We start from the raw sequence: 13,736 nt of genomic DNA on the forward strand, positions 1-13,736 counted from the left end.
CCAGCTCGCGCTCACACCGCGAGGTCATCGCCGGTCCGCCGGGCGGCGGGGAGACCCGGTACGGACGGTTTCGTGGCCGGTACGGACGGTTCCGCGGCCGGTTCCGAGTGGTCACCGCCCAGGCCCCCCGCCCGCCGTCTCGCCAGCGGAGCGGCGAGGACGGTCAGGACCACGAACAGCCCGATGGCCAGCAATACGATGGTCGCTCCCGGCGGCACGTCCTGGTAGTACGACGTGACCGTGCCGCCCACGGAGACCGTCGTCCCGATCACCACGGCCAGCACGAACGTGACCGCGAACGACCGCGTGACCTGCTGGGCGGCCGCCACCGGCACCACCATCAGCGCGCTCACCAGCAGCAGCCCCACGACCCGCATCGCGACGGTGACGGTCACGGCCGCCGTGACGGCCACCAGCAGGTTCAGGGTCCGCACCGGCAGCCCGGTCACCCGGGCGAACTCCTCGTCCTGGCTGACCGCGAACAACTGGCGCCGCAGCCCCACCGTGACCAGCACCACGAAGGCGGCGAGCACGGAGATCGAGATCACGTCCTGGGACGAGACCGTCGACAGCGAGCCGAAGAGGAACGAGAGCAGATTGGCGTTGGAGCCGTTCGGCGCGAGGTTGATCAGCAGGACCCCGCCGGACATCCCGCCGTAGAAGAGCATGGCGAGGGCGATGTCGCCGCGGGTGCGGCCGTACGCCCGGATCAGTTCCATCGTGATCGCGCCCGCCACCGAGACCAGCGTCGCCGTCCACACGGGGCTCCAGGACAGCAGGAAGCCGAGACCGACGCCGGTGAGGGCCACGTGGCCGATGCCGTCGCCCATGAGCGCCTGGCGGCGCTGTACGAGGTAGATGCCGATGGCGGGGGCGGTGACGCCGATCAGCACGGCGGCGATCAGCGCGCGCTGCATGAAAGGGGCCTGGAGCATTTCCATGGTCAGCTCAGCAGTCCTGTACGGAGCGGCTCGCCGGCCGCGTGGGGGTGGACGTGGTCGTGGCCCGGGAGGGCGTGCTGGCCGAGGGCCGGGGGCGGCGGCCCGTCGTGCAGGACACAGCCCTCGCGCAGGACCACCGCGCGGTCGATCAGGGGCTCCAGCGGGCCCAGTTCGTGCAGGACGAGCAGCACCGTCGTACCGGCCGCGACCTGTTCGCGCAGGGTCGCCGCGAGGATCTCCTGGCTGGCGAGGTCGACGCCGGCCATCGGCTCGTCCATGATCAGGAGTTCGGGCTCGGAGGCGAGCGCCCTGGCGATCAGCACGCGCTGGTACTGGCCGCCGGACAGCGCGTTCACGGAGTCCTTGGCGCGGTCCCCGAGGCCCACCAGCTCGATGACCCGCTCGACGGCCGCCCGGTCGGCCCTGCCGGGCCGGCGCAGCTTCGTACGGGACAGGCGCCCGGCGGCGACGATCTCGCGGACCGTCGCGGGCACCCCGCCCTCCGCCGTGGTGCGCTGCGGTACGTATCCGACGCGCGACCAGTCGCGGAAGCGGCGCAGGGGCGTCGAGAACAGCGAGACCTCGCCGCTCGTGAGCGGGACCTGGCCGATCACCGCGCGGACGGCCGTGGACTTGCCGGAGCCGTTGGCGCCGAGCAGGGCGACCACCTCGCCGTGGTGCACGGTGAGGTCGATGCCGCGCAGCACGGGGCGGGCGCCGAGGGTGGCTGTCGCGCCCCGGAGCGCGATGACGGGGGTGCCGGGGGTGCCGGGGGCGCTCACTTGGCGCCCAGCGCGTTCCGGAGCGCGGCCAGGTTGGCCTTCATGACCTGGAGGTAGTCCGACCCCTTGGACTTCGCCGTGATTCCTTCGAGCGGATCCAGGACGTCGGTTCGCAGGCCTGTGTCCCCGGCGATGGTCTTCGCGGTCCTGTCGCTGGCGAGCGTCTCGAAGAACACGGTGCTCACCTTGTCCTGCCGGGCGATGGTCCCCAGCTCCTTCACGCGCGCGGGGCTCGGCTCCGCCTCGGGGTCGACCCCGGCGATCGCCTCCTGCTCCAGGCCGTACCGCTCGGCGAGGTAGCCGAAGGCGGCGTGGGTGGTGATGAACGTCCTGGTGGTGGTGTGGGCGAGGCCCTGCTCGAAGGCGGTGTCGAGGGCGCCGAGCTTGCCGACGAGGGTGCCGGTGTTCGTACGGTACGTGGCGGCGTGGTCCGGGTCCGCCTTCTCCAGGGCCGCGCCGACACCCTTCGCGACCTCGGCGTACTTCACCGGATCCAGCCAGATGTGCGGGTCGTTGCCGCCCGCGGACTCCTCGTCCCCGTGGTCGTCGTCCCCTTCGTGGCCGTGGCCGGCCTCGGTGCCGTGCCGCTCCATCGTGGTGAGCGAGGTCGCGTCGACGATCTGCCGTGCGCCGGACTGGCCGATGGCGTCGTCCACGGCGGGGGCGATGCCCTTGAGGTACAGGACGACGTCCGCCTGGCTGAGCCGGGCGGTCTCCCGGGGGCTCAGTTCCAGGTCGTGCGGCTCGGTGCCCGGCTTGGTCAGCGTCGTGACGGAGACATGATCGCCGCCTATCTGCTGGACCAGGAACTGCATGGGATAGAACGACGCCGTCACCGCCAGCCTGCCGTCGCCCTTCCCCCCGGCCGTGTCGGAGGAGGAGCAGGCGGACAGCGCCAGCAGGCCGAGCGTGACCGCTCCGGCCGTGGCGGCGGTGGGTATCAGGCGTCGTACGTTCATGACAGTCATTTTCAACAAAAGTGGAAACGATTGTCAACAAGGTGCGCTCCAGGTCGTTCCCGCACACCGATTTGATACAGGGGGTGCGGCCGCCGCTAATCTGGGGCATTCGCCGTTCGTCGCCGTCGTAATGAAGAGAGCACCGTGGCCGCCGACAAGATCGACACCATCGTCAACCTGAGCAAGCGCCGTGGCTTCGTCTACCCGTCCAGTGAGATCTACGGTGGTCAGCGGGCCGCCTGGGACTACGGGCCGCTCGGAGTCGAGCTGAAGGAAAACCTCAAGCGCCAGTGGTGGCGCTCCATGGTCACTTCGCGCGAGGACGTCGTCGGTATCGACTCGTCAGTGATCCTTGCCACAGAGGTCTGGGAGGCGTCCGGCCACGTCGCGACCTTCACGGACCCGCTGACCGAATGCACCTCCTGCCACAAGCGCTACCGCGCGGACCACCTGGAGGAGGGGTACGAGGAGAAGCACGGCAAGCCGCCGGTCAACGGCCTCGCCGACATCAACTGCCCCAACTGCGGCAACAAGGGCACCTTCACCGAGCCCAAGTCGTTCTCGGGTCTGCTCTCCACCCACCTGGGCCCGACCCAGGACACCGGCTCGGTCGCCTACCTGCGCCCCGAGACGGCGCAGGGCATTTTCACCAACTTCGGCCAGGTCCTCCAGACGTCGCGCAAGAAGCCGCCCTTCGGCATCGCGCAGATGGGCAAGTCCTTCCGGAACGAGATCACTCCGGGCAACTTCATCTTCCGCACCCGCGAGTTCGAGCAGATGGAGATGGAGTTCTTCGTCAAGCCGGGCGAGGACGAGAAGTGGCACGAGTACTGGATGGAGCAGCGCTGGAACTGGTACCGCGACCTCGGCCTGCGCGAGGAGAACATGCGCTGGTTCGAGCATGCCCAGGAGAAGCTCGCCCACTACGCGAAGCGCACCGTGGACATCGAGTACCGCTTCTCCTTCGGCGGCAGCGAGTGGGGTGAGCTGGAGGGCGTGGCCAACCGCACCGACTACGACCTCACCGTGCACTCCAAGGCCTCCGGCCACGACCTGCTGTACTTCGACCAGGAGGCCGGCGAGCGCTGGACCCCCTACGTCATCGAGCCGGCCGCCGGCGTCGGCCGCGCGATGCTCGCCTTCCTCCTCGACGCGTACAACGAGGACGAGGCGCCCAACGCGAAGGGCGTGCTGGAGAAGCGCACCGTGCTCCGCCTCGACCCGCGCCTCGCGCCGGTCAAGGTCGCGATCCTCCCGCTGTCCCGCAACCCGCAGCTCTCGCCGAAGGCCAAGGGCCTCGCCGAGGACCTGCGGCGCAACTGGAACATCGAGTTCGACGACGCGGGCGCCATCGGCCGCCGCTACCGGCGCCAGGACGAGATCGGTACGCCGTTCTGCGTCACCGTCGACTTCGACACCCTGGACGACAACGCGGTGACCGTGCGCGAGCGCGACACCATGCAGCAGGAGCGCGTCTCCCTGGACCAGATCCAGGCGTACCTCGGCGGCCGTCTCCTCGGCTGCTGACGCATCACGGTCCCAGCTCGAAGCCCCCGGTTCCGTTACGGAGCCGGGGGCTTCGTCGCACACTGGCGGTACGCCAACGCCCCATGCCCCACGCCCCACGCGTCACAACAGGAGGCTCGGATGCCGTCCACGACCACCAGCACCGTCCGCCGATGGGACCAGCACGGACGCGAGCATGTCGTACGCGTCCAGAAGTCAGGTGTCCTGCGCTCGTTGATATGTGACACCTGCGACTGGCGCATCAACGCGCAGTTCCTGCCCTGGCTCAAGGCCGAGGAACACCTGACCGAGGCCCACCAGGCCACGGTGAACCCGGCGAAGGACTGACACCGGCTCAGGCCGCTCGCAGCGGCTTTAACCAGAGGCGGTGACCGGGGTGGGCTGGGTAGCATCCGCAGTCGCCGATCTCCCCCCACGCGCTGCGAAGGAGCCTGCCCATGCCACGTCCTCCGACCGTGTCGATCACGGAATTCCCCGTGTCCGGCAAGGACGCCGGGCCCTACGGGATCACCTGCGGTACCGATGGCGCGCTGTGGTTCACGATGGTCCACCACGGAGCGATCGGGAGGATCACCCCCGGCGGTGACGTCACCTCCTACCCCCTCGACCCCGCCTCCTCCGGACCGTCGATCATCACCTCCGGACCCGATGACGCCCTGTGGTTCACGGAGTTCCGCGCTCATCGGATCGGCCGTGTCACCACGACCGGAGACGTCACGTCGTTCACCCTGCCGACCCCGGACGCCGGCCCGTTCGGGATCACGACCGGGCCCGATGGTGCGCTCTGGTTCACCGAGGCCGGTGCCGACCGCATCGGGCGGATCACGACCGGCGGTCAGGTCACCGAATTTCCGCTCCCGGTGTCGGGAGCCTTTCCCTCGGCCATCGCCGGTGGCCCCGGCGACAGGCTCTGGTTCACGATGAACCAGGCCAACGCGATCGGCTCGATCGGACTCGGCGGCGACATCGCCCTCCATCCGCTCCCCACCCCCGCCGCCGCTCCGGTCGGGATCACCGCGGGGGCCGACGGCGCCATGTGGTTCGTGGAGATCGGCGCGGGCCGGATCGGACGGATCGCCCCGGACGGGAAGATCGAGGAGTTCGCCCTGCCCGATCGTGACTCACGTCCCCACGCGATCACCACCGACTCCGCCGGGAACTGCTGGTTCACCGAGTGGGGCGCCAACCGCGTCGGCCGGATCACCCCCGACGGCCGGATCGACGAGTACGACCTCCCCAGCCCCTCCTCCGAACCGCACGGCATCGCACAAGGACCGGAGGGCGCGATCTGGACGGCCCTGGAGATTGGAACAGTGGCCCGACTCGCACCACACTGAGACCCAGCACCCAGCACCCAGCACCCAGCACCCAGCACCCAGCACCCAGAGCCCAGCACCCAGAGCCCCGGACCCGGCGGACACGATCAGGTCCGCAGGCCCCGGACCACCAAGTCGCACACGGCGGTGAACTCGTCGTCCATCGAGGGCTTCTGCCACTCCGGGGCGTACGTCGGGTCGTGGAACCGGGCCGTCGCCGCGAAGACCGCGACGGCCACCCGCTGCGGGTCCGGGGCGGTGAACTCGCCCGCGCGCACGCCCTCTTCGACGATCCGGGTGAGCTGGCCGGTCAGTATCGACAGGTGAGTCTCCGTCACCCCGCTGTTCTCCCGGGCCAGCGTGTTGTACGTGGCGAACAACTCCGGGTCGTCGCCCGCCTTGTGCCGCTTGGCGTCGAACAGCGCCAGCAGCCAGCCGCGCAGCTTCTCCGCGCCCCCGGGGGTCGTGGCGTCGGTGATGCCCTCCAGGGTGATCTCCGTGCGCTCCAGCCAGCGCTGGGTGACCGCCTCGCGCAGCGCCGCCTTCGTACGGAAGTGGCGGTACACGCTGCCGTGGCTGACACCGAGCAGCCGTGCCACGTCGACCACCGTGGCCTTCGCCGGACCGTAACGGCGCAGGACCTCTTCGGTCGCTTCGAGGATGCGCTCGGCGGTCAGGGTCTCGGTGGTCATCGGGGAGCGACCTTTCTGGCTGGTGCGGCGGCCCTTACCCACTGACATTACCCGCCGTCCACCCCGCCGGGTCGGTGTCCGGTCCGCGCCGCCCGCCGCTCAGTGTTCGCTGTCCAGGTGCGCCATCTGGGCGCTCGGGTAACGGTCGCCCCGGGCCGCGCCGACCGGGACGGCCCGCTCGATCGCGGCCAGGTCGCCGGCGTCGAGCGTCACGTCGAGCGCGCCGAGGGACTCGGCCAGCCGGTCGCGGTGGCGGGCACCGACCAGCGGCACGATGTCCTCCCCGCGGGACAGCACCCAGGCGATGGCGATCTGCGCGACCGTGACTCCCTTCTGTTCGGCGACCTTGCGCAGGGACTCGACCAGATCGAGGTTGTGGCGGAGGTTCTCCCCCTGGAAGCGGGGGCTGATCGCCCGGAAGTCGGTCGCCGCCAGCTCGCGGTCCGGGGCGAAGTGTCCGCTGATGAGGCCGCGCGACAGCACGCCGTACGCCGTGATGCCTATGCCCAGCTCCCGGACGGTCGGCAGGATCGTGTCCTCGATGCCGCGCGAGATCAGCGAATACTCGATCTGGAGGTCGGATATCGGGGCGACGGACGCCGCTCGGCGGATCGTGTCCGCGCCCGCCTCCGAGAGGCCGATGTGCCGTACATGCCCCGCCTGGACCAGCTCGGCGATGGCGCCGACCGTCTCCTCGATGGGCACGGTCGGGTCGACGCGCGCGATCCGGTAGACGTCGATGTGGTCCGTGCCGAGGCGCTGCAACGAATACGCCGCGAAGTTCTTCACCGCGGCCGGACGGCCGTCGATCGGCCCCCATCCGTTGTCCGGGTCGCGCATGCCGCCGAACTTCACGCTGATCACCGCGCGCTCACGGGCGCCGGCGGGGGCGGTGCGAAGGCCTTCGTTGATCAGCATCTCGTTGCTGCCCATGCCGTAGAAGTCGCCCGTGTCGATCAGGGTGACCCCGGCGTCCAGCGCGGCATGCAGCGTGGCGAGGGATTCGGCGCGGTCACCCCCTTCGTACACCGCGGACATGCCCATCGCGCCCAGGCCGAGCGCGGAGACCCGGGGGCCGGTCGAACCGAGCGCGCGGGTGGGGACGGAAACGGGGGTACCTGAGGTGGTGCTGTCGGGCGTGGTGGTCATGGCGAGCTCCTCGGAAGATGTCATGCGACAAGCTTGGCATGACCGATGACAGATTTCAATAACTGTCATTCACTACTTCGAGGGACCCCCTCAGGGGTTTCGGCCGATGTGGGCGAATAACCGTGTGACGACCGCCCCCCACCCGGTGGTAGCGTCACGGGCATGTTCTTCCAGATCTACGAGTGAGAGCGCGGCGGCCACGGCCCGCCCCCCACCGACGATTCCGCAGATCACTTCACATCACTTCGGGAGAACCCCGTGGCAAAGAGCCGCAACAACCTTCTCGGCGTCGGCGGGCAGCGCAAGAAGCTGTCCCGCGCCGACCAGCAGGGCAACGGCCCCGCCCGTAACGCCGACCGCGCGGTCGCCGCCGACCAGAAGCAGGAGCTGCTGCGCAAGATGCGCGAGCGCGCCGGCGGCGACGACCAGCAGACCGACACCGAAGGCACCACCGGTGCCACCGGCACCGACAGCGAGGCCGGCACGGCGGGCGGGGCGACGGAAACACCCGCGTCCTGACCGAGCGTCGCCGTGCCGATGGGGACGGTCGTCCACGGTCGTGGACCGTTCACGGGCGGGCCGATGCTGGGGAAGGGTCCCCGGGGTGCCCATCGCATCGACATCGGCTTCGCCGCGCTCTCCGTGGTCGAGTCGGCCGGTGAGGGCGGTGACCTGGCCGGCGAGGCCGCGCAGGTCGGCGCCGTTGTTGCGGGCCCGGTCCGTGAGGTCGCGATGGGCGGCGCGGCGGTCGCGGGTGGCTCGGACGCGTTGTTCGCCGGTGCTTCCGGCGGCTCCGGGGCGTTGTCCCAGGTAGCGGCGCCCGTCCTCGGGTGCGTCCGGCGCGTGGCTCCGGGCCGTCCGCAGGACGCCGGACCCGGCACCTGAGCCGGGCCGGGATCGGGCTGGTCGGCCGCTGTCAGGCGTCGCGATGCTGATGCGCACTGACCCCGTTCCGTGAACTCGACCGGCTCACCCAGCAGTTGATGGGCCCTGGCGCGTGGTCGCGGCCGGCCGCGACGCAGGTGGACGCCTGTCGTGACGGTGACGGTGACGAGTACATGGTGGCGCTCGATCCCCGGTGTGGCGCCGGACGCGCTCGACGTCGACGTCGAGCGGAACCTGCCCACGGTCAGGGCCGAGCAGCGCCCGGTGCCGAGGGCGGACACCGTCCAGACGGAGCCGGCCGAGCACCCGCTGAGGGTGTTCTCCCGGCAGATCGTCCTGGCCGACACCCTGGACACCGAACGCATCGAGGCCTACTACGACGCGGGCGTGCCGCCACCGCGCATCCCGATCGCCGAGCGTGCCAAGCCTCGCAGGATCAGCGTCAACGGGCCGTCCGGCGCCCGGGAGATCTCCGGCTGAACCGGGCCCCGGGGCTGGAGGCGGGGTTCCGCCTCCCGCCTCCCCGCCCCCGCGTCCGGCGCGGCTCCCCGGCCGGCGCGACCACGGCCGCCTCTTCCCCCGTCGGCGGTTGCCCGTCCCCGACCGGCCCTCCGCGATTCCCCGCGCGGTTCCGTCGCCCGCCCGCCCGGCTGAGACGCTCCCACCCCCGTTCCGTCGCACGTCCTCACGCGCCTTGACGTGTCTTCAGCTGATTTTCAGGTGTAACGCGGGGAGGAGAGGGCAGCAGCCGCCTCGGCCGTCCCCCATCTTTCGCCCCGGCTCATCCTCTCGGGAGAGAAAACATGTCCATGCACCGCCCGTCCGCGACGCTGCTCCGGGAAGCGGCAGGAACATCCGACGGTGACGCCCGGACCGGCGGGCTGCCGTGGATCGAGGACGCGGAGAAGATCGCGCCCAAGGACGCCCGGGACCTGTCGAAGCTGTTCTTCGACCGGTTGCGGGAGTTGGAGGAGGGCACGCACGCCCACCAGTACGCCCGCAACACACTGATCGAGATGAACCTGTCCCTGGTCGCCTTCGCCGCGCGCCGCTTCCGCAGCCGGGCCGACCAGATGGAAGACATCGTCCAGGTGGGAACGATCGGGCTGATCAAGGCGATCGACCGGTTCGAACTCTCCCGTGAGGTGGAGTTCACCACCTTCGCGATCCCCTACATCGTGGGCGAGATCAAGCGGTTCTTCCGTGACACCAGCTGGGCCGTGCACGTGCCACGGAGGTTGCAGGAGCTACGGGTCGGCCTCGCCCGGGCCAAGGACCACCTGGCGCTCGCCCTGGACCGCGACCCCACCGTCCGCGAACTCGCCGCGCACATGGAGCTGACCGAGGACGAGGTCATCGAGGGCCTGATCGCCTCGAACGGCTACAACAGCGACTCGCTCGACCTACCCGCCGACTCGGGCACGGACGCCCGGGGCGGCACAAGGACCACCTCGCTCGCCGACTTCGTCGGCGCCTGCGATCCCGCCATGGAACTGGTGGAGGACTTCCACAGCCTCGCCCCGCTCCTCGCCACCCTCGACGACCGGGAACGCCTCATCCTGGAACTGCGCTTCGGCCAGGAACTGACCCAGGCCGAGATCGGTGAACGCCTGGGCGTCTCCCAGATGCACGTCTCACGTCTCCTGTCGCGCACCCTGGCCCGCCTCCGCGCCGGGCTGCTCGTCGAAGAATGAGCACAGGCGCCGAAGAATGACCACAGGCGCCTGTCACCTTCTTCCGCTACGTGTCGTCGCTCGTTCCCCAGCCCCCCGCTTCCCGGCCCCGCGCTTCCCGGCCCGGCAGGCCCCGATTGCCTCATGGCCGGACACGCGGAAATCTCTGTCGGCTGGAGTAGACATTGGGTGGTGATGTGGTTATGGTTTCTCTCGTAGCCAGAAGGACAGCAGGGCCTGGCAGACACGAACTGCCGGTCAGCGGTACAGCAGTTGCGATATGTAGGACGGTTCGGTGGTGGAGTCGCGAAGCCAGCGCGGTAGCAGGACGGCGACGAGGCTGACGACCGGACCGGGTGGCCCGCGGTGATCAGGGGCCGCCGTGAGCAGTAGCACAGCAGTGCGGGTAGGTGAGCAGCACCTCGGTGAAGGCGTCGGCTGCGGGCGCGCGCATCGGGAGGTTCGGCAGTGGGGTTCTAAGCCAGGGCAGACGCAGGACGGGCGACGGGGCTGGCTGCCGAAGACGTGGCGCTACCGCAGGCCACCGAGCAGTACGTATCACCAGCAGTACGCGTCACCGGCAGTAGGTAAGTAACTGATCCCAGAGGGAAGAACGGAGGGGCCGAGCGCCATCAGGATCGCCCGGGCGGAGTCACAGAGCCCGGGTACCGCAGGACATCGATAGTGAGGTGGTCTCCGGTCGAGCAACCGCGATCCCCGCAGTTCCCGTCCTCTCCCGGGTGGGTGTGCGGACACAGAAGGCCGACGCGGAACCGCGGTCGGCAGATGGTGTAGCAGTTCCTTCGGGGCCTTGGTGCCAAGTGGCACCAAGGCCCCTCCACGCGTTCCATGAGAGTTCCACGAGAGAGGTGCAATGACCGCGGACGACTCGTTCGGCCGTCTTGATGACGACGACTACCCCGCCTACACCATGGGCCGGGCCGCCGAGATGCTCGGCACCACCCAGGGCTTCCTGCGCGCCATCGGCGAAGCCCGCCTCATCACCCCGCTCCGCTCCGCGGGCGGACACCGCCGCTACTCCCGCTACCAACTGCGCATCGCCGCCCGTGCCCGGGAACTCGTCGACCAGGGCACCCCCATCGAGGCCGCCTGCCGCATCGTCATCCTCGAAGACCAGTTGGAAGAAGCCCGGCGCATCAACGCCGAGTACCGGCGCACCGCCCAGCCGACGGACCCCCGGACCGCAGTCTGAGGAGACGAGACGGTGGCCTCCCGTGACCTCCCGGCCGCCGCCACCGCCCTACGACCCGGACTCCGGCCGGCTCAGCGCTTCGGGGCGAACCTCGCCGAGTACTCCGCGAGGTTCTCCTCGAACGGCCCGTCCTTCTGAAGACCGTTCTCGAACGCCTGCCTCGCCCACTCCTGCACCTCAGGAGTCGCCAGTGCCGCGAAGAACAGGTTGGCCTGTGTGGCGAGTTCGTCCGCCTTCGGGAGCGTCCGCGGATCGACCTCCCGTTTCAGTTCCCGGATCGCGCTGACCGAGAACCCCGAGACGCGCCGCACGAATTCATCGATGAACGCGTCGAACTCGGCGTCGGGCACCGCCCTGTTGACGTATCCGTACCGCTCCGCGAGCGCCCCGTCGAAGTCCTCGCCACCCGCCATGATCTCCAACGCCCGCCCCCGCCCCACCAGACGCGGCAGGCGTGCGACGGCGCCGCCGCCCGGGATGGCGCCGCCCGTGATCTCGAACTGGCCCAGCACGGCGCGCTCCAGGCTCGCGAACCGGATGTCGGTGGCGAGGACGAACTCGCTTCCCGCCCCCCGTACCCGCCCGCGAATCGCACTCACGGTGAGCGCGGGAAGCCTGCTCAGCCGGATCAGCACGTCCGTGAACGGCGACATGCCCTCCAGCAGCGACGGCTGGTCGGCGAGCAGTGAACCGTCGTCGGCGAGGTCCCAGTGCGCGATGAAGTACTCGGGATCGGCGCTCTCGAAAAGGACCACCGCGAGGTCCGGGTCGTTCTCGGCGGCTTCGAGGAGCGCGCGCAGCTCGATGATGAACTGCGACCCGACCAGGTTGACCGGAGGGTTGTCGAAGGTCACCCGCCACAGGGACGGGGAGGACTTGGTGACAGTGAGCTGTGTCATGAAATGGACCTTATAGGGTGAGTCCGAATTTCCGACTCGGGTGGTGAGGGTACGAGGACGGGGGCGTCCTCAGCCCCCGTCCCCGGCCGCAAGCCCCAGCCGCAAGCCCCAGCCCCAAGCCCTCAGCTCACCGTCCGCGGCAACCGCAAGCTCAGCAGCCCCGTCAGCAGGATCAGCCCCATCATCGCCACCAGGGTCACCGTCAGCGCGTCCCCCATGCCGCCGGAGTCCGTCAGGCTCAGGAACAGCGTCCCCAGCGTGGCCACCCCCAGCGCCAGCGAGGCCTGCTGCGCCGTGACCATCACGCCGCTGCCCACCCCCGCCCGCTCGGGCGGCACGTCCGACAGCACGATCCGGAACAGGTTCGGCAGCTGGAGACCACCGCCCAGACCGGCCACGGCCACCCCCGGCAGCAGGTCCAGCGCGCCGACCGACGGCCAGTCCCGCCAGACGAGCAGGGCCAGCAGCCCCAGCCCGGTGAACTGAATCGCCGCGCCGACCGTCAGCACCCGCGTCCCGAACCGCCCGAGCAGCCGCGGCCCCGCCAGCGACGCCGCGAAGAACGTCACCGCCAGCGGCACCAGCGCCAGCCCCGACCCGATGGCACTCATGCGGAGGCCCTGCTGGAGGGCGATCGCCAGCACGAACATGAACCCGCCGAAGCAGATCGCGAACGGCACGGTCAGTCCCACCCCGCGCCGCAGCGACACCAGCCGGAACAGGCTCGGCGGCAGCAGCGGTATCCGCCCCTGCCGGTCCTCCCGCCGCTCCACCCACAGGAACGCGGCCGTGGCCACCGGGAAGACCCCCAGCGTGACCCACGTCCACAGCGGCCACCCCGCCGCCCTGCCCTCGGTCAGCGGCACCAGCAGCGTCACGAGCGCGGTGGTCAGCAGCAGCGTGCCCGGTACGTCGATCGGCGCGGGCTTCTGCGACTTCGTCTCGGGCACCGTACGGAACGCCAGGAAGAGACCGACCAGCGCGACCGGTACGTTCACCAGGAAGATCGCCCGCCAGCCGCTGCCCGCGATGTCCGCCGCCACCAGCACGCCGCCCAGGATCTGGCCCGCCACCATGGAGAGCCCCGCGGTCGCGCCGTACAGGCTGATCGCCTTCGCCCGCCGCTCCCCGGCCGTCGTCGCGTGGATGGTGGCCAGGACCTGCGGCAGCATCAGCGCCGCCGCCGCGCCCTGGGCCACCCTCGCGCCCACCAGTGTCCAGGCGTCGGGCGCCAGGCCGCAGGCCAGCGAGGTGATGCCGAAGGCCGCGATGCCGGCCATGAACAGGCGCCTGCGGCCGAGGGTGTCGCCGAGCCGTCCGCCGAGGACGAGCAGGACGGCGTACGCGACGCCGTAACCGGCCACGACCAGTTCGAGCAGGGCGGGGCCCGCCGACAGGTCCTTGTCGATGGTCGGCAGGGCGACGTTGACGATGAAGAAGTCGATCAGGGGGAGGGCCGCTCCGAGGAGCACCGTGAAGAGGCCGAGGGTGCCGAGGACCGGACCATGGTCATGGATGGCCGGAGCGGGACCCGGAGCGGGAACAGAGGAAACAAGAGGAGCCGGGGCCGGAACGCCGGACTGAGGACGGGATGCTGTACTCACGAGAGCCAGAGTCACCCCGGACGAAGCCTGGTACCAGAGTGTCTTTATCCTGGTACAAGGAGTACCTGGCAATGGGCTGAGCCCTCCTGCAACCTG

14 protein-coding genes and 1 pseudogene are annotated in these 13,736 nt (G+C 70.2%); 8 read left to right on the plus strand and 7 right to left on the minus strand.

Annotation, left to right across the window (positions count from 1 at the left end):
• Positions 1–11: 11 nt before the first annotated feature.
• The 3 genes from OG349_RS24960 to OG349_RS24970 are packed head-to-tail and all read right to left on the minus strand — an operon-like array spanning position 12 to position 2,682.
• Entirely contained in the window at positions 12–941 is a 930-nt protein-coding gene (locus OG349_RS24960) for a metal ABC transporter permease (protein ID WP_327236713.1), read from the minus strand.
• 2 nt (positions 942–943) lie between these two features.
• A complete protein-coding gene (locus OG349_RS24965) occupies positions 944–1,723 on the minus strand; it encodes a metal ABC transporter ATP-binding protein (protein WP_327236714.1) in 780 nt (259 codons plus the stop codon).
• A complete protein-coding gene (locus OG349_RS24970; RefSeq protein WP_327236715.1) occupies positions 1,720–2,682 on the minus strand; it encodes a metal ABC transporter substrate-binding protein in 963 nt (320 codons plus the stop codon). The genes OG349_RS24965 and OG349_RS24970 overlap by 4 nt, the downstream gene beginning before the upstream one ends.
• 144 nt (positions 2,683–2,826) lie before the next feature.
• Between OG349_RS24970 and OG349_RS24975 the strand changes: the two genes are divergently transcribed.
• The 3 genes from OG349_RS24975 to OG349_RS24985 all read left to right on the plus strand — a co-directional run bounded on the left by OG349_RS24975 (position 2,827) and on the right by OG349_RS24985 (position 5,546).
• Positions 2,827–4,209: a glycine--tRNA ligase gene (locus tag OG349_RS24975; protein ID WP_161308944.1), complete on the plus strand. Its 1,383-nt coding sequence runs from the start codon at positions 2,827–2,829 to the stop codon at positions 4,207–4,209.
• A 120-nt stretch (positions 4,210–4,329) separates the two neighbouring features.
• On the plus strand, positions 4,330–4,536 hold the full coding sequence (locus tag OG349_RS24980) for a hypothetical protein (RefSeq protein ID WP_327236716.1): 207 nt from the start codon (positions 4,330–4,332) through the stop codon (positions 4,534–4,536).
• A gap of 110 nt (positions 4,537–4,646) precedes the next feature.
• Positions 4,647–5,546, plus strand: a complete 900-nt coding sequence (locus tag OG349_RS24985; protein WP_327236717.1) for a Vgb family protein — start codon at positions 4,647–4,649, stop codon at positions 5,544–5,546.
• An 86-nt stretch (positions 5,547–5,632) separates the two neighbouring features.
• Here OG349_RS24985 and OG349_RS24990 read toward each other — a convergent pair whose 3' ends face one another.
• Both OG349_RS24990 and OG349_RS24995 read right to left on the minus strand, forming a co-directional pair.
• Positions 5,633–6,217, minus strand: a complete 585-nt coding sequence (locus tag OG349_RS24990) for a TetR/AcrR family transcriptional regulator (RefSeq protein ID WP_327236718.1) — start codon at positions 6,215–6,217, stop codon at positions 5,633–5,635.
• A 99-nt stretch (positions 6,218–6,316) separates the two neighbouring features.
• The gene (locus tag OG349_RS24995; RefSeq protein ID WP_327236719.1) at positions 6,317–7,366 is read right to left on the minus strand and encodes an aldo/keto reductase; all 1,050 of its coding nucleotides are present in this window, start codon (positions 7,364–7,366) and stop codon (positions 6,317–6,319) included.
• A gap of 258 nt (positions 7,367–7,624) precedes the next feature.
• Here OG349_RS24995 and OG349_RS25000 point away from each other — a divergent pair, with 258 nt between their 5' ends.
• From OG349_RS25000 to OG349_RS25020, 5 genes and pseudogenes are all read left to right on the plus strand, one after another.
• Positions 7,625–7,885 carry a DUF6243 family protein gene (locus tag OG349_RS25000; protein ID WP_327236720.1) on the plus strand — a complete coding sequence of 87 codons (261 nt, stop codon included), beginning with the start codon at positions 7,625–7,627 and terminating at the stop codon, positions 7,883–7,885.
• A gap of 63 nt (positions 7,886–7,948) precedes the next feature.
• Entirely contained in the window at positions 7,949–8,251 is a 303-nt protein-coding gene (locus OG349_RS25005; protein ID WP_327236721.1) for a hypothetical protein, read from the plus strand.
• Between the two features lie 43 nt (positions 8,252–8,294).
• Positions 8,295–8,731, plus strand: a pseudogene (locus OG349_RS25010) (Hsp20/alpha crystallin family protein).
• 323 nt (positions 8,732–9,054) lie between these two features.
• On the plus strand, positions 9,055–9,945 hold the full coding sequence (locus OG349_RS25015; RefSeq protein WP_327236722.1) for a SigB/SigF/SigG family RNA polymerase sigma factor: 891 nt from the start codon (positions 9,055–9,057) through the stop codon (positions 9,943–9,945).
• 853 nt (positions 9,946–10,798) lie between these two features.
• The gene (locus tag OG349_RS25020) at positions 10,799–11,137 is read left to right on the plus strand and encodes a MerR family transcriptional regulator (protein ID WP_327236723.1); all 339 of its coding nucleotides are present in this window, start codon (positions 10,799–10,801) and stop codon (positions 11,135–11,137) included.
• A 71-nt stretch (positions 11,138–11,208) separates the two neighbouring features.
• On the opposite strand, the gene OG349_RS25025 is transcribed toward OG349_RS25020, so the two are convergent.
• Both OG349_RS25025 and OG349_RS25030 read right to left on the minus strand, forming a co-directional pair.
• Positions 11,209–12,036, minus strand: coding sequence for an enoyl-CoA hydratase/isomerase family protein (locus tag OG349_RS25025; RefSeq protein WP_327236724.1), 828 nt, complete (start codon positions 12,034–12,036; stop codon positions 11,209–11,211).
• Between the two features lie 122 nt (positions 12,037–12,158).
• Positions 12,159–13,640 (minus strand): MFS transporter, encoded by a 1,482-nt coding sequence (locus tag OG349_RS25030; protein ID WP_442806307.1) that lies wholly within the window; start codon positions 13,638–13,640, stop codon positions 12,159–12,161.
• Between the last annotated feature and the right edge of the window lie 96 nt (positions 13,641–13,736).

It is taken from the genome of Streptomyces sp. NBC_01317 (assembly GCF_035961655.1).
Taxonomy (GTDB): Bacteria; Actinomycetota; Actinomycetes; order Streptomycetales; family Streptomycetaceae; genus Streptomyces.